At 57.1% G+C, this 16263-nt stretch carries 14 protein-coding genes and 1 pseudogene; 6 read left to right on the top strand and 9 right to left on the bottom strand.

Going from position 1 to position 16263, the window contains the following annotated elements; genetic code table 11:
- Nucleotides 1-30 precede the first annotated feature (30 nt).
- Nucleotides 31-858: a hypothetical protein gene (locus AV059_RS00340; RefSeq protein ID WP_228841664.1), complete on the top strand. Its 828-nt coding sequence runs from the start codon at nt 31-33 to the stop codon at nt 856-858.
- 117 nt (nt 859-975) lie between these two features.
- Here the strand turns inward: AV059_RS00340 and AV059_RS00335 are convergent, their stop codons facing one another.
- The gene (locus tag AV059_RS00335; protein ID WP_058991374.1) at nt 976-1263 is read right to left on the bottom strand and encodes an amphi-Trp domain-containing protein; all 288 of its coding nucleotides are present in this window, start codon (nt 1261-1263) and stop codon (nt 976-978) included.
- A 189-nt stretch (nt 1264-1452) separates the two neighbouring features.
- On the opposite strand from AV059_RS00335, the gene AV059_RS00330 reads away from it, so the two are divergent.
- Nucleotides 1453-2307: a coenzyme F420-0:L-glutamate ligase gene (locus tag AV059_RS00330; protein WP_228841663.1), complete on the top strand. Its 855-nt coding sequence runs from the start codon at nt 1453-1455 to the stop codon at nt 2305-2307.
- A gap of 82 nt (nt 2308-2389) precedes the next feature.
- On the opposite strand, the gene AV059_RS00325 is transcribed toward AV059_RS00330, so the two are convergent.
- On the bottom strand, nt 2390-3469 hold the full coding sequence (locus AV059_RS00325; protein WP_058991372.1) for a CNNM domain-containing protein: 1080 nt from the start codon (nt 3467-3469) through the stop codon (nt 2390-2392).
- 84 nt (nt 3470-3553) lie between these two features.
- Between AV059_RS00325 and AV059_RS23090 the strand changes: the two are divergent.
- Nucleotides 3554-3959 (top strand): annotated as a pseudogene (locus AV059_RS23090) (ParA family protein); the annotation flags it as partial.
- An 85-nt stretch (nt 3960-4044) separates the two neighbouring features.
- On the opposite strand, the gene AV059_RS00315 reads toward AV059_RS23090, so the two are convergent.
- Nucleotides 4045-5145 (bottom strand): ABC transporter substrate-binding protein, encoded by a 1101-nt coding sequence (locus AV059_RS00315; protein ID WP_369815280.1) that lies wholly within the window; start codon nt 5143-5145, stop codon nt 4045-4047.
- A 471-nt stretch (nt 5146-5616) separates the two neighbouring features.
- On the opposite strand from AV059_RS00315, the gene AV059_RS00310 reads away from it, so the two are divergent.
- The 3 genes from AV059_RS00310 to AV059_RS00300 are packed head-to-tail and all read left to right on the top strand — an operon-like array spanning nt 5617 to nt 8275.
- Nucleotides 5617-6651, top strand: a complete 1035-nt coding sequence (locus AV059_RS00310) for an ABC transporter substrate-binding protein (protein ID WP_195156592.1) — start codon at nt 5617-5619, stop codon at nt 6649-6651.
- Entirely contained in the window at nt 6648-7490 is an 843-nt protein-coding gene (locus AV059_RS00305) for an ABC transporter permease (RefSeq protein WP_058991370.1), read from the top strand. The genes AV059_RS00310 and AV059_RS00305 overlap by 4 nt, the downstream gene beginning before the upstream one ends.
- Nucleotides 7481-8275 carry an ABC transporter ATP-binding protein gene (locus AV059_RS00300; protein ID WP_058991369.1) on the top strand — a complete coding sequence of 265 codons (795 nt, stop codon included), beginning with the start codon at nt 7481-7483 and terminating at the stop codon, nt 8273-8275. The genes AV059_RS00305 and AV059_RS00300 overlap by 10 nt, the downstream gene beginning before the upstream one ends.
- 351 nt (nt 8276-8626) lie before the next feature.
- Here AV059_RS00300 and AV059_RS21315 read toward each other — a convergent pair whose 3' ends face one another.
- The 6 genes from AV059_RS21315 to AV059_RS00270 all read right to left on the bottom strand — a co-directional run bounded on the left by AV059_RS21315 (nt 8627) and on the right by AV059_RS00270 (nt 15617).
- Nucleotides 8627-9694 carry an ABC transporter ATP-binding protein gene (locus AV059_RS21315; RefSeq protein WP_079990680.1) on the bottom strand — a complete coding sequence of 356 codons (1068 nt, stop codon included), beginning with the start codon at nt 9692-9694 and terminating at the stop codon, nt 8627-8629.
- A complete protein-coding gene (locus tag AV059_RS00290; protein WP_058991367.1) occupies nt 9681-10772 on the bottom strand; it encodes an ABC transporter ATP-binding protein in 1092 nt (363 codons plus the stop codon). Before AV059_RS00290 ends, AV059_RS21315 begins: the two co-directional genes overlap by 14 nt.
- Before the next feature lie 2 nt (nt 10773-10774).
- Nucleotides 10775-11665 (bottom strand): nickel transporter permease, encoded by an 891-nt coding sequence (nikC, locus tag AV059_RS00285; RefSeq protein ID WP_058991366.1) that lies wholly within the window; start codon nt 11663-11665, stop codon nt 10775-10777.
- Nucleotides 11662-12612 carry a nickel ABC transporter permease gene (gene nikB, locus AV059_RS00280; RefSeq protein ID WP_058991365.1) on the bottom strand — a complete coding sequence of 317 codons (951 nt, stop codon included), beginning with the start codon at nt 12610-12612 and terminating at the stop codon, nt 11662-11664. Before nikB ends, nikC begins: the two co-directional genes overlap by 4 nt.
- A gap of 5 nt (nt 12613-12617) precedes the next feature.
- Entirely contained in the window at nt 12618-14141 is a 1524-nt protein-coding gene (locus AV059_RS00275) for an ABC transporter substrate-binding protein (protein WP_058991364.1), read from the bottom strand.
- Between the two features lie 165 nt (nt 14142-14306).
- Entirely contained in the window at nt 14307-15617 is a 1311-nt protein-coding gene (locus AV059_RS00270) for an ABC transporter substrate-binding protein (protein WP_369815283.1), read from the bottom strand.
- Nucleotides 15618-16263 lie beyond the last annotated feature (646 nt).

Raw genomic sequence — 16263 nt, 5'->3', positions numbered from 1 at the left:
CCTACCGGTGACGACGCAACTACATGTGACATGGCACCGACGATTAAGTCACGAGAAGATATCGATGGCTGTGGTTGTCTTGAATGCCGAAACATCGATACTGCGACCACCAATCGGAGCGTCCTTGATGCGTTGGTCTGGTCCGTTCGCTTGTTTCGGTCCTATCCGTCGATCATTGCCTTCGCGGGCCTGACTATCTTAGCCAACCGACTTCTCGAAACGGACATCATCAACACGTTCCCGATGCCTGTAATCAACCTACTCGATGGTCTGACGGCGTTTGTGTTTATCATCTTGATTCGAGCCTATGTGGGAACGATTGCCGCCGGGGAACTGACTGATAACTCTGTAACGATACGCGAAGGAGTCCATCGGAGCATTACTCGGACACCGGCGTTGATTGGCGTAGTATTGCTTATCGTTTTTTCAGTAATGACAGTTCCATTCTTTCTGTTTCTTCCACTACTCCTCCTTGCTGGCGCTATTCCAGGAAATCCCGCAGATATAGTTGGCTTTCCCGTCGTTGCGGCGGTGAGTGTGCTCGTTTTTGCCACGCCGTTTCTCGGCTTGTTGTTCAAGTTTTGGTTCGCACCGGAGGCTTGTGTTATCGGCCAATATGGCCCTCTCAAATCACTTCGGATTAGCTGGCAGATTACGACGAACTACCGACGGAAATTCGTGCTCATCGCGGTAATCGCTATCGGGAGCGTAAGCAACTTCTATCTACCCGAAGTGGGGACGAGCATCGCTTCGGCGACTCCTGCTTTGCGTGTGCTCTCCTCAAGCGTCGGCGATCTACTTTCTATCGTGTGGGCGAGCGCGTACGCCCACCTCTACATCCAGGAGATTGTATCGTAAACGCAGTTCTCTCAGATAGAATCAGGAGAGAAGAGTTAGGGGGGCCAGACAGCACAGCGGCTTCATCTGTTCGGATGGGTTCCACTGAATCAACCCCTCAGCGTGCGTTCGGAGTGATTACTCGATTTCTAACTGCCCACTTTCGCCGCCCTCCTCGCCATCATTTTCGTCCCATTCGAGTTCGAATTCGACACTTAATTCAGTCATATTATCTGCCGGCCCTTCGCGTTCGGCTTTGACCTCGAAGGTCGGTCGGGCAGGGGGATTCAGCGTTACAGACTCGGAGCCTGCTTTCAGGTTGATATCGCTTCCGCTATCAAGATTATCCGCGACTTTCCGGAGGTACGATGCGATCTCTTCTCGGCTCTGGTCACTTTCTGACTTGAATAGGACTTCTTCGGGCATACAGATGCTGATACACAGCCTGCACCAATAAAGCCGCCTGCCGTGTGGATGCGACGTGATCTCGACCCCGTCGAACCGCCCGATACAGTCGGTAAGTCAAGCGGGACACATTTCGAAGAAAGTCTCGTCTATTCCCAGCGATGTACAATTGTCTCAGCGTTGAAGTGCGCTGTTTCCAACATCTAGATGATGACAGAACTAACGTTCCACGGACTTGATATCGGGCGAGTCGAGCCAAACGACGACCTCGTCGACCGAATCGTCGACACGACAGCTGAAGAGTATCCCCTGACAGACGGTGACATTGTCGTCGTCACCGCGAAGGTCGTCTCGTTCGCCGAGAATCGCCTCGTCGAAGCCGACGAGATTGAGGTGACCGACCGCGACCGTCGGGTGGCCGATATCACCGGAATCGACCCGCGGGAAGTGGCCGTAATTTACGATGAAAGCGAGGTTATCGGTGCGATCCCGATTGCAGAGGTCGGCGAAGACCTGCTACTAGATCACGCTGTTGACCCCGACGCGGCGCAGGAAGCGCTCGACGAGGTACCAGCGATGCTCCTGACCGAGCGGAACGGTCGACTCTGTACGAACGCAGGCGTCGATTGGTCAAACAGTCCAGACGGGATTATGACGTTATTGCCTGAAGATCCTGATGAGAGTGCGCGTCGCCTGCGCGAGGGAATTGCGGCCCGCACAGGCGCAGATGTGGCTGTCGTCCTAGCCGACTCGGAAATCGCCGGGCCGGGTTCGATGGATCTGGCGATCGGGTGCTCAGGGATCGAAGCGACCGATAACAACTTCGGACGGACAGACCTGTACGGAGAGCCGAAGGTCGGCGGTGTCGACCTCGTCGCGGACGAACTCACCGCCGGATCAGCATTGCTCTTCGGACAGGCGGACGAACAGATTCCGGTTACGATCGTCCGAGGGTTGGAGTACGAAGATGGAGAGGGCGTACCGAATTCGGGCGGCGTCGTCCGCCGCGGACTCCGTAAGAGCGTCCAGTTGACGGCTCGCCTGAAGGCCCGCGAGTGGTTCTGATAGCTACGCTATAATCTAGAGTCGGGTACTTGAAGGGGTCATCGATCCTCGGTACACATTGACGCTGGCCCTGTACTGATAATCACTCGGCCGCGCGATCCATTGGGTCTTCGAGTTCACCGGTGATTGCCTCGAAGGCGTCTGTCGCGGTGAGGAGACCAACGACATCGTCGTCTGCAACCACGAGAGCGAGTTCCTGACTTTCGGCCTGACACCGGTCGATGAAGTCACTGATAGTCGTCTCAGCAGCGACGGTTAGCGGCGAGGTTGCCAGTTCTTCGAGTGTGGTCGTCCCCGAATCCAGCGTTTCGTAGTTGTGTAGCACCGTCGGCGCGTAGACAACACCCACGAACGAGCCCAGTGAGTCTTCGATCAACGGAAAGCGGACGTATGGCATTCCGTCGATCCGGTCCATGTTCGTCTCGAAACCATCGGTCGTCGAGAGCGCGACGATGTCACTGCGCTCAACCATGATCTCACTGACCGGCGTCGCGCCGATATCGAGGGCGTTGATAACTTCACTCCGTCGCTCTTCGGAGATGTCGAGTCGGCTGAGCGACTCACCCATCTCGCTACGCAGTTCAGCCCGAGTCGTTGCGAGATCGCCCTCGGTCTCCGATTCGGTCCACGAACGGGAGATTTCGACGCCGAAGAGGCCCAGCAACGCTTTGGCTACCCAGTCCGCTGCGATGATCACTGGATACATGAGCTTTGTCCAGACGTACAGCGGTCCCGATCCGTATCCAGCGACGAACTTGGCACGCTCGATTCCCAGATACGTCGGTGCCTGTTCACCGACGATAACGTGCATGAGATTGACAACGACCAACGCGAGGAGGACAGACAGTGTCGTGTGTCCGCCGCCGGTGACACCAACTGCACCCAGTAGTGGTCCCAGAACTGCTGTGACGGCCGGTTCAGCGACCACACCTAGGCCGACACTACAGATGGTAATCCCCACCTGACAGCCTGTGAGGAATATCTCCAATCGCTTGGTCATGTTCCAGGCGCGTTCGAGTCCACGGCCATTGCCGAGAAACTCTGCCTCCTCGAACTGCCTGACGCGGGTCATCGCGAACTCGGTCGTGACAAAAAAGCTGTTTCCCAGGAGGAGGGCGACACCACCGAACAGACGGAGCCACGTTACCAGCGAGATAGGCATCAAATCCTGGTTTCTCCGGGCATTATCTAAATCTACTGTTGACACGCTGTAGTCAGACGCCCTATGCAGATTTCGCCCCCCTGGGGGAGCGTTGGCGATGACTATGACGACTTGCTCTGTGACCACTCTGCGACAGAGTCGGACCATCTCTCCAATTCGATATACCCCACTCGCAATCACGTCCTCCCAGTCGAACTGTCTTGGAAAGGCCAGACGTCCGTCGAAGGACCGGCTGACGTGGCGACGAACTTCGCAGATCAGCTCAACATAGATGTCGGTGTTCTGGCAGTTATCCCGAACGGAGTCAAGAATACCGCGGACCAGCGTGAGATGCTGGGAGACGTCGAGGTCTCGACCCCCGAAGTAATCGGTAATCGAACGTCACTCATCGAAGGGTGCTGGAAACAGCAGTGTTCGGCCTTCCGGTGTCCGGAAACACCGGAGTCGGCGTCGGGGTTACGAGGTCGAGACGCTGGCCCAGCTAAACCGTTACCCGTACGCTCGCATCTCAGTAGTACCGGACATGGACGAAGCCGTCGATAGTCGGTTCCATATCGGACAGCCCTTTCAATTAGTTAGCCATCGCCGTTGATGATATCCGCGACCCTTTGCCGGTCGAACAGCGTCTCATCGGAGAACACGTCGGAGTAGATCCGCTGGGCCGCGACTTCGGTCTGGAAGAGGTTGATGATCGGTCCCTGATCGAGGTATCCGCCGCGGTAGACCGCGTCGTTCTGGACGGCGGTCAGTTCGCTGGCCACAGGGTTGTTCCGTAGCGACTCAACGATAGTCTCCTCGAACGTCGCCTGATCCTTTTCGACCTGCCCGCGGACCAGCAGGACATCCGGGTCAATATCCAGCAGCGTCTCGAAATCCACTTTGAGACTCGTGTTGCCCGAATAGTGTCCGACGTCGGTCCCCTCGAAAGCGTCCCGGAGCCGTAGATCACGCCAGTGTTTCTTTCCGACACCACCGTCGTAGAGCTGGTAGGGGTAGAACGTCTCCGGTGTCTCGTCTGCGGGGTAGAGCAGTGCCGCCTCTGGAGTCGTTTCGGGCAGTCGCTCCTGGAGGTTGGTCAGGAACTCCTCGTGGAACGACGCGAACTGCTGGTAGCGCTGCTCGCGGTCGAAGACCTGTGCAATCTTCTCAAAGGCCTCGTACAGTGAGTAGTACGGGTAGTCGTGCCAGTCGTCGCTACGCCGCCGGATGAAGTTCCCAAAGAAGGGACCGATGTTCTCTTTGACTTCCTGAATGTCTCGCTCGTCCCAGTCGTACCAGTTGCGTAGCTGGTTTGGTTCCATGAAGTGGACGTCGGCATCCATCTGGTAGAACCGCTCCTTGTCGACACCGTCCTGATTGAGTGTCGTCACCGCATCGGGGTCGTACTCGACACCGGGAAGTTCTTCGTAAAACTCGGTGGCATACCGGTATGGCAACTGTATGCCGAGCGTCTGGCCTGCGTCAAGGGCCATTCCCATGTCGGCGTAGCTCGGGAGCAGTGCCACCCAATCTTCGGGAGGCCCATCGAAGGTTACGGGCCCCATCGGTTCCATCGAGACAGTGTAAGAGTCGGCCGCTTCAGGCGTTGACTCACTCTCACTGCTCCCACTACGACAGCCTGCCAGCAGACCACTTGCGATTACTGTTCCACTTGCGAGATAGGTTCGTCGTCGCATATTTTTAGGCATACCTAAAACAATAAAAGCCTATTGGAATGTGTCTCCAACTGAAATTAGTCTGCGCTGCTGTGCAGAACCACAGCATCCTCCGCCGGTTGTCGTGACTCCGGCGTGCCTGAAGCACAACACTTATCATATTTAGGTCAGCCTAAAATTTATGAATGACAGCGAGGCGACATCGGTGACGAGGCGTCGCATCCTGCGAACGAGCGTCGGTGCTATTGGGACGCTGGGGATAGCTGGTTGCTAGTCTGGGGCCGAAGAGGCGGCGTCCGCAACTGGAGATACGCCAGCACAAAATGGGGGCACGGCGACACTCACCGATGAGCAAGGGATCGCGGAATCCAGCTTCGTCTCGCCAGCGACAGCTGTGACGAGCGATCGTTCAGAGCCAACCCAAGAAATTAATAATCTCTTTGATCGAAACCACAGATATTATTATATTCAAGCATAGATTTAATAACACTGATGGTCCAACTCACGCGGCGACGGTTGCTCCAAGGCGCAGGCATAACTGCAGTTACTACAACGGGACTCACCGGCTGTCTCGGGCGAAGGAGTGGCTCACTCAACTCCCTGACCCTCGCCTACGTCCCGATCTACCCGAACATGCAACACTATGTGATGGAACAGGAGGGCTACTACGAGAACGTCGCCGCGGACGTCACTATCGAGCGATTCAGCTCGGGGCCGAGCGTCGTCAAGGCCTTCGCGAGCGGCGATGTCGATGTCGCGCTCTTCGGCATCACCCCGGCGATAGTCCTCGTCGACAAGGGCACGGACGCAGGCGTTCTCGCGGCGAATTCGAGAAACGGCTTCAAGATCATGGGGACGACCGAACTCGCCGACCGCTACGAACAGGAGGGTGCAGCCACGTTCGAGCACTTCGAGGAAGAGTATGGTCGTAAGGTCCAGTTCGGTGCACCACCGGACGGAAGCGTTCCCGATATCGTCCTCCGGTACTGGTTTCAGGAGGATCTCGCAGTCGGTAAGATGGACTCCGTCATCAACAAGTCGAAGGTCCCGCCGGCGAAGGCGGTCCAGACAATCCAGTCGGGTGACATCGACGCCACGATCATCCAGGAACCGTTCGCAACCATCATCGACCGAGAGGACGGCTTCGCCGAACTCGCTTGGTCCGGGAACATCCTAGAGAACCACCCGGTTACGGTGCTGTTCGCGAACCAGCAGGTGCTTGACGACAGTGAGGTCGCACAATCACTGGTCGAACAGCACGTAGCTGCGACCGATTTCACCGAATCTTCGCCGGATACAGCCGCAGCCCACGCCGCATCTGTAATCGGCTCCAGCATAAGCGAGGACGAGGACCTCGCGACGGCCGCCGTAGACTCGAAGGCATCCGAGTTCATTTCGAGCCCGCACACGATCACCGAACAGGCCGCGACGATGGGCGAGTTCGTCGCCAACGTTGGCAACATTGAGGACCCGGTCGCGACTGAAAATCTGTTTGCATTCGACCCTTACGACGCCATCCAAGAATGAGTACACGTACCGACACCAGTTCCAACGCGGTGGTCGCCAGCAGCTTCGAGGTGGACCTACGGCGGTATCTCCGCGGCCTGGGCGGCCTCCTCGTGTTCCTGCTCATCTGGTGGGTTGGCGCAATGTCGACCCAACCGTCGTATCTGGTGCCGAGCCCCCTCGAATCAGTACACGCGTTTATCGACCTGTTTGCGACCTCGACGGCCATTGTAGTTCCCGTTCTGGAGTCGAGTCTCGTACTACCGACTGGGCTCGCACACCTCGTACAGACGCTGTTCCACTACGTGCCGGGGCTCCTTCTCGGCGCGCTCTGTGGCATCAGTCTCGGCCTTGCGATGGGCTGGAACGGGGCACTTGACGACTGGTTTCGGCCGCTCGTCCGGGTACTGCGGCCGATTCCGCCGCTCGCGTGGGTTGTCTTTGCCATCGTCTGGTTCGGTATCCACCACACCGGCGCGGCGTTCATCGTCTTCGTCGGCGCGTTCTGGATCAACTTCTACGGCGCCTACGGTGGTGTGGAGGGGGTTTCGAGCGACCTGACCGACGCCGCGTCGACGCTCGGTGTGGAACGCGAGTTCTCAATGCTGAAACTCGTCGTGCTCCCCAGCGCCGCTCCACAAGTGTTGACAGGATTCCGAACGAGCATCGGCCGGTGCTGGATGATCGTTGTGGGTGCCGAGCTGTTCGGCGCACCAGGCGTCGGCTACGAGATCATCAACGCCTCGAACAACCTCGTGATGGCCACCAGTGTCGCGTATATGTTCGTGATCAGCCTCGCGTTCCTCTGTATGGATGTCGGATTTCGCCTCGTCGAACGGAGGGTGCTTGCGTGGCGATGAGTGAGCAATCATCCACAGAGCCCGAGAAGGTGCCCAGCGAGAAAATCACTGTTCGGAACGTCAGCAAGGCGTACGAGTCGACGCAAGCGCTCGATGACGTCTCGTTCTCGGTGACGGAAGGCGAGTTCTGCTGTGTCGTCGGACCGTCAGGCTGTGGAAAGACCACACTGTTGCGAGCGATTGCGGGACTCGACGACCCGGACAGTGGGTCGGTCCTTGTCGGCGAAGAACCGGTCACCGCTCCGGGTCTCGACCGAGGTATGGTCTTCCAAGAATACGCCCTGTTCCCGTGGCGAACCGTCCACGGGAACGTCCGGTTCGGCCTCGACCGCCCCTCGTGTGAGTGCGTGGACTGCGAGGCGCGAGTTCGGGAGCTGGTCGACCTCGTCGGACTCGAGGAGTTCGAGGATGCGTACCCGGAGGAGCTGTCCGGCGGCATGAAACAGCGCGTCGGCATCGCTCGCGCACTTGCCCCAGACCCGGAGATTCTCCTGATGGACGAGCCGTTCGGAAGCGTGGACGCACGGACCCGCGACCGCTTGCACGCCGAACTACTGGCTATCTGGGCTCAGACCGAACAGACGGTCGTGTTCGTCACGCACGACATCGACGAGGCGGTGACGCTGGCCGACCGGGTCGTCGTGATGGACGCCGACCCGGGAACCGTACAGGTGACCATCCCTATCGACATAGAGCGGCCGCACGACCGAACAGCCCACGAGTTCGTCGACTACGTGGCCCGCATCAGAGACGAGCTCGGGAGCCCGGTCGATGAAAGATACTGACGAGGTCCATCAAAAATATCGATAGTGAGCGCATCCATGACGGAGCGACTCGTTGGGAACGACCGCACAGCCAGTGACAGAAGCAGATCTGGTGGCGCTCCTTACAGAGGCCTGCAACTTGGAAACCACGCAGACACCCTCTCCAGATGGGTGTGGATACAACTGAGTCCCACCCCCGGTATCTTGCGCCGCTTCCTCAGTCGATCGAGACGCTGTTACTTTATCTGATTAGTGAGCTCGTTGATCATCTTACTGAAGACATCTTCTGTGACGAGATCGAAGTCAGCGATGATCTATGAAAGCACCCACGAAACGTTGAGCTTGAGTAGAGCATTTTTATGGGTTCAGAATTCACTCATCTAAGAGTCCATCTCCAGTATGGGTCTTACTTATGCTAGTTTCGCCTGTTGCATCCGGAGCATGAAGGCACCGGACGTGTGTCTCTCGAACCGTTTCGAGTGACGGATGGTGCTCCTGACACGATTGTGTCCCGGCCGGACAACGTGGATGGAACGGACATCCTTCCGGTCTACCTGCTGGGTCTGGGGGAGCACCGTCAAGCGGCGCTGGTGGTGGATCTCGTGGGTCATCACTTGGAATCGCACGAATTAACGCTTCAGTATATGGACGGTTAGGGGACTGGAACAGTTTGTTTGCTTGCCCGACTTCGACGATCTCACCAGCATACATTACCGCGACCCTGTCGGCGAGGAACCTGACGACATCGAGGTCATGGGAAATAAACAGGTAGCCGACACCAAACTGCTGTTGTACGTCCACAAGAAGTGACAACACTCTCGCCTGTGTTGCCATATCAAGTCCGGAAACCGGTTCATCGAGGACGATTACGTCAGGGTCGTGCGCGATAGTCCGGGCGAGAGCGACGCGCTGTATCTGTCCGCCAGAGAGTTCCCTCGGATACCGATCAGCGATTTCTGGAGCGAGGTCGACGCTACCCAAGAGCTCAGCAACGGCGTCAGGCCCGGTTCCATGTATCGACGCCGTGGTTGCACCGCCAGTGGCTTCAGCAATTGACCGGCCAACAGGCCACTGGGGATCAAAGCTCCCCCGAGCGTGTTGAAACACGACGCCGACTCGCCGCCGTTGTGCGGTGGACCGCTCTGAGAGGCCACCGACGCTCGTTCCATCGAGACGAACTTTGCCACTGTCCGGGGTGAGCTGTCCGGTGATGAGTTTCGCGAGCGTTGACTTCCCGCAGCCACTCTCACCAACAAGCCCCAGCGTTTCACCACGTTGGACCGCCAGAGACACATCACAGACCGCTTTCGCCGATGGATCACTGCCACGCAACCGGTTAAGCACTGATCGCTTCGGTGAGAACGCTTTCGAGACGTTTTGTACTTCGACCACGGTAGCACCAGACTGCGCACCGTCCGGAGCTTGGTTACGCTGTGTCATGCTGTTGCCCTCCGTCAGCTGCTGGTCTCTCTTGCTGTTCGGACACTGACTGGGCTTCAGTGACCGGCGCTTCCACACAGGCCAGTCGGTGATCCGACGCGACCTCCGTTGTTTGAATCGGGCCCGAACGACACGCGTCGGTCACGTGCTGACAGTGGTCGGCGAATGGACAGCCCTCGTGACTGCCGGTGTGGTCCTGTGGACGCACCGGGGCAGAGTGCCCGCACTCGTCAGCGTCGGCGTTGCGGACAGAACATGAAAGCAGTGCTCTCGTGTACGGGTGTTTCGGTGCGGTCAGTATCCGCTCAACCGGGCCAGCCTCCATTACCTGTCCGTCATACAGTACCACGACGCGGTCACAGGTCTGTGCAATCACGCCGAGATCATGGGAGATCAGAAGAATGCTGGTGTTTTGCTCGTCACGGAGCGAGCGCAATCGCCTAAGGATATCTGCCTGTGTGGTCGTGTCAAGCGCTGTTGTCGGCTCGTCAGCAATTAATAACGCGGGCTCACTTGCGAGTGCAGTTGCGAGAACGGCCCGCTGTCGGAGCCCGCCTGAAAGCTCGTGAGGGAACGACGACACGCTTGCAGCAGGGTTCGGGATGCCAACCTGCTCCATCAATTCGATAGCGCGCTTGTGTGCGTCCTCCCACGCTGACTGATCCCGGAACGGTGACACACCGAGGAAATCTAGCAGACGCTGTTTCCCACCCGATTCGTGTATTCGAACCGATTCAGCGATCTGTTCACCGACCGAAAACACCGGATTCAACGTTTCCGTCGGGTCCTGAAAAACCATCGAGATGCTGTTTCCACGTAGTCGACACAGTGTCGCTTCAGCAGCAGTTGTCAGCTCTCTCCCAGCAAAGGTAATCGAACCGCCAACAATATTTCCGGGGGACTCAAGTCGGCAAATTGATTGGGCAGTAGCGGACTTGCCGCTCCCACTTTCGCCCAGTATGCCGACAATCTCGCCGCGGTCAACAGTGAACGATACCCCGTTGACCGCGTCAACGGTCCCTCGATCGGTGTCGAAACAAATATGCAGGTTCTCGACGCGAAGCAGTGATTCGTGCATTGTTATAGTTCCTCCATCTGAGCAGTCTGCGTGGGTGAAAGCGCATCTCGGAGACTGTCTCCAAGAAGATTGAATCCGAGCACGGTGAGCATGATACAGAGGCCCGGGGCGTTGACGAGCCACCATGCCTGTCTGAGGTAGCTGCGTCCGGATGCAAGCATCGTCCCCCATTCAGGTGTGGGTGGCTGTGCGCCCAGCCCAAGGAATGAGAGTCCCGCAGTGCCAAGAATGACGCTGCCGATGTCGAGCGTTGCCAGAACGACAACTGGTGCAACGACGTTCGGTAGTAAGTGTCGAGTTGCGATATGCGTTCGTGATCGCCCGATCAATCGGGCGGCGCTTACGAACTCGCGCTCTCGAAGCGAGAGGACGCTACTCCGAACTAACCGTGCGTACGATGCCCAGCCAACGACCGCCAGTGCAAGCATCACGTTCACCAGACTTGGCCCCAGAATCCCGGCAATAACAAGTGCGAGGACGATTCCGGGGAACGCGAGCAGCGTGTCGACAAGTCGCATCAGTGCCTCATCAAGCCAGCCACCGGCGTAGCCGGCGACAAGACCAACTACCGTTCCCACAAGAAGGCGCACAGTGGTTACGGCGACGGCGATACCGAGCGAGAACCGCGCACCGTGAAGAAGTCTGGTCAGTACGTCTCTACCGAGCTGATCGGTCCCGAACGGATGGGACAGCGACGGTGACTCAAGCCTGTTCGAAAGATCCTGTTCGGCTGGATCGTAGGGCGAAACAACTGGTCCGAGTGCCGCAAGGACGAGTAATGTGAGCACAACTCCGATCCCAAGTTGTCCGAGACGGTCAGCTGTGAGTTCGTCAGTCCACCCCTGTTGCTTGTCTGCCTGTCGGTTTCTTCTGTTGGCTGCGCGGTCGCTCATGTTAGGTCACCTCCGATATCGATTCGTGGGTCAAGTCGGCTGTACGTCAGGTCAACGGCAAAGTTCATCACGACAAAGATGGCACCAATTAGCAGTGTCACGCCCTGCACAACCGGGTAGTCACGAGCAAAGATTGCATCAACAAGCAACGTCCCCAGGCCCGGACGTTGAAATACTACCTCGATAACAACTGCGCCGTTAAGAACGTAACTCAACTGCAACCCAATAATCGTCACGACGGGCACAAGCGCGTTCCGGAGCGCGTGTTTGTAGACGATAATCCGTTCTCGCAACCCTTTCGATCTGGCGGCCTGAATGTACGCATCGTCCAGAACATCGAGCATCGCTGTTCGGACCAGTCGTGCGATAACCGCAGCCATTCCAGAGCCGAGCGTCAGTGAGGGGAGAATCAGATGTTCCAGTCCAGCCGCGCCGGCAACCGGAAAGAGGTTGAGTCGGAGCGAACAGACGATAATAAGCAGATAGCCAAGCCAGAAGTTCGGCATCGAGACCCCAATTAGCGAGCCGATCTGTGCGGCGTAGTCTGCCTGACTTCCCGGATTCCTCGCGCTGGCGATTCCGGCCGGGATAGCTATCACAAGCGCGACGAACATCGATGCAACAGCGAGTGCGATTGTATTCGGCAACCGCTGGATAATCATCTCGGAGACAGACCGGTCGCTATAGTACGATTGGCCGAGGTCGCCCTGCAGTACGTCCCCCATCCAGCGGGCGTACTGGACCAGGAATGGATCGTCAAGGCCATTTTCAGCTCGGAACTGCTCCACCGCTTCCTGAGATGGGATCTGTCCACCCATCTGCTGGGTCAGAATCGTTCGTGCCGGATCTCCCGGCGTGATGAAGATCAGTCCGTACGTGAGAAGCGACACACCAAGCAGAACGATTGCCATCGTCAGCAGTCGCTTGCATAGTTCCTGCCCGTTCATCGCTACTATGTGACATCCTCCAGATGGTAACAGGATTCGATAGGATGGGGCTGATATCCCTCAACGTCGGCACGTGTCCCGATGACGTTTGCGTAGTAGGTGAGCCAGCCGAGCGGGAGGTCGCGTTGAATACGCCGCTGGACCGCTGCGTATCGCTCGAACCGTTCGTCACGGTCAGCTGTCCGTCTGGCTGCTTCGAGGTGCTGATCGACCGTTTCGTTCTCGTAGCCACTGAACATCGTCGCCGTCTCCGAGTGAACGAAGTCGGACAGTCGATCCGGGTCGGGATACCATAGCACTGAACTCGACCATAGAACGGTGTCGAACTCCCCGTTTTTCGCTTGCTCTTTGATTGTCGAGGACTCCATGACCGAAATATCGACATCGAAGCCAACCGCCTGAAGCTGTGTCTGTATCACCTCGGCAATTATCGGCAATAATGGACGGGTGTTGTACGTCCAGATTGAGACAGACAGTTCCTCGCCATCACGGATACGGCTGTCCCCATCTGCTTCCCATCCTGCCTCAGCGAGAAGGCTCCGTGCCTTTTCAAGCGAGTGTTCGTACGGTTCGAGCTCCGCAGCCCACTCCGTTACGTCTGCGGGGAACGGACCAACTGCTTTCGACCCCAGCCCATTCAACAGCGACTCAACGATGTGGTCCCGGTCGATAGCATGCATCACCGCTCTGCGAACTTTTCTGTCCGAAAACGGTGCCGAGTCGAGGTCGAACACGAGGTATCGGGCTCGGGGGATCTTGTACGTGTGGGCAGTGAGATCGGGATCGGATGCAAGCGTATCCGCTGCCTTGTTCGGCAGAATACGTGCCATGTCCAGTTCCCTGTTTTCGAGTTTCAGCCGCCGAGTCTGGTCGTCAGTGATCCCTTCATAGATGAGTGTGTCAATGTGCGCGCCCGAACCGTAGTAGTCCGGGTTGGCGGTCGCCGTGATTGTCGAGCCTGCCTCCCAGTTTTCAAATTGAAACGGTCCAGTACCAATCGGCTCATTGACCGATCCATCGTCGTCGATTGCGGCCGGTGAAACAGGGCAGGTAATCCCACGGGTGCAGTGTGCTGGCAGTGGCGAGAACGGAACTGCAGTTTGAATCGTAATCGTCCGGTCAGCAGTGGCTTCAACTGCGTCGACCGGGACTGCAGCCATCGAACTTGAGTCGAATGCTCGCGTGAGTGATGGGAGAACAGTTTCTGCGGTCACGTCTGTACCGTCGTGGAACGTGACCCCCTCACGGAGTGTGAACTCCCACGTCCTGTCGTTGACCATGTGCCAGTCAGTGGCCAGGCCCGGTGACACAGTCGCGTCGTAATCGACGGTAAGCAGTGGCTCAAGCACATTGATGCGTCGCCAGAGCCAGCCGTTTGTCACCGGGTCTATCGAATCCGGTGTCCAGGGTGAGCCAACTCTGAACGTGTCCTCGTCGTTGCTCTCGTTGCCTCGTAGCCAATACCCACCGAGACCGGAAATGCCGGCCGCGGTTGCAAACAATGCCTGTCGTCGCGTGAATTTATACATACTATATCTCACACTGTATCCATATCATTCGATTTCTCGTCGATACCATCTGGCTCGGTCCGTCTGAACCACTGGCTGGTGGCGGTGAGCATATTGGCCCCAGATGGCGACTCCAATCCATACCTGAGCTGGAACGCAGGAAACCCACGCTCATGCTATTCCTGTTCATTGTTCTCGCGTGAGCCCGGACCACTCGATCATGTTGTCTACTGGATGGCCGTCGATACCGGCGACATCCGCCTGCCGGCCGAAGACGGACTCGTTGTAGTACAGTGGAATGACCGCTCCGGTATCGACCACGTGTCGCTGGACTTCACCGTAGTAGTCTCGTTTTGCTTCCAACGTTTCTGCCCGGTATCCCTGCTCGATGAGACGGTCGATTTCCGGTCCGGGGTTGTAGATGCCGGTGCCATCTTGCTGGTAGCGTTTCCGGTTGTCACTGCCCTCTGAGTGGAACATTGCTCGAATAAGATAGTCACAGGCAGCGCTGTTCGATCCGAAACCGACGAGCGTCAGGTTCGCTTCCCCGGCGGTGAACGTGTCATTGAAAGATGCTGGGTCGACCTGCCGAATCTCGCTTGTGACGCCTATCTCTTCGAGCCACCCGGAGAGCGTCTGTGCGATCGTTCTATCGTCGGTATTTTCGCTGTTGATCAGAATCGAGAGCGTCTCGTTGTCGTATCCGGACGCCGCAACGAGTTCCCGTGCCCGATCCCTGTCTGGCCCGTAGGTCGGGAGGTCATCGTGAACTGACCATGGAATAGTAGACGAAATCGGCCCACGTGCTGGCTTACCGATGCCGTTGAGGACGCTGTCGACGATCTGGCTCTGGTCGACAGCCCAGTTGAGTGCCTTTCGCAGTTGCTCGTCATCGGTCGGGGACCGATATAGATTCACCGCAACGAGACCAGCTTCAGGTGTGAGATACGTGTCGACCGCTGTCTCCGGCGCGTCGGCAAGCGCCGTAGCCCGACTTTTCGGGATTTGCTGTGCGACATCAACTGAACCTTTTTCAAGGGACAGCACGCGCGTATTGGGGTCTTTGATCCACTCGAAAGTGAGCTCTGTGGGGTTAGCCGTGTCGTCCCGATAGCCAGCAAACGGCGTAAGCCTTATCCACTGTCCCGGCTTGACCTCATCAACCTGATACGGGCCTGTCCCAGTCGGCGTCTCGCTTTCATCAGGGTGCTGAATGCCAAAGTACTGGTGTGATATTGTCCCAGGAAACGCGGGGAAGGGCTCCGTTGTCTCGAACCGTACAGTGGTGTCATCTACTGCCGTGATGCCGTCAGACCTGACACCGATCCAGCCCGGGACCCACGCCCACTGCTCAAAAATCTGGTTGAAGGAGTGGACAACTGCGTCTGCTGTCAGCAAGTCTCCGTTGTGAAATGTGATACCTTCGCGTAATGAAAACTCCCACGTCGTCTCGTCAACAGCCTCCCAGTCTGTGGCAAGCAGCGGTGCGGTTTCCATCTCCGCTGTGGTGTCAACGAGCGGCTCAAACACATGCGTGTAGTACGGTGTGATACCGTTGTAGACATCCCATTTCACCCGTGTTGGATCTCGCGCCAACGCAACAGTAAATGAGTCGTCGGTGTCGGTCTCCGAGCTGCTACAGCCTGCGAGCAGGCCAGCGGCACCGGCTAAAGTGCTGCCTAACAGCTCCCGCCTCGAACAGAGTTTAGGCACTGGCCGTCACCTTGCTTCTGAGCCGTATGTGGACAGGATCAGCACAGATAGATGGATCTAATTCCACGCGGCTGCTTGCCGGGAAATATTGTACAAATATCGACATTATATTATGTCTATGGAGGGGAAGGTGGTAAATCAACTTTGGTTTAGTTAACTAAACCAAAATTGTATAATGCCATACAAAGTATTACTAGCGGTAAACAGTAATCAGTCGAATAAAATTAGGTACTAGATCCTGACTAAGGATCCCGCTAAACCAATCGAAACGATAAATAGTAGCTTGTTTTCTTCCACTCGGTACCATTGCTATTGGTCGGTGTCAGGTACCACCCCTATTGGGAATACTTTCGGCTATTACCACTGTGATAAGACCTCCGCCCACACCAGTTGCCGCTTCCACACCAGCCACCGCCCCTAACCAGATACC

The sequence above is a fragment of the Haloarcula sp. CBA1127 genome, from assembly GCF_001485575.1.
Classification (GTDB): Archaea; Halobacteriota; Halobacteria; order Halobacteriales; family Haloarculaceae; genus Haloarcula.
This window is presented reverse-complemented; position numbering and strand designations above follow the sequence as displayed.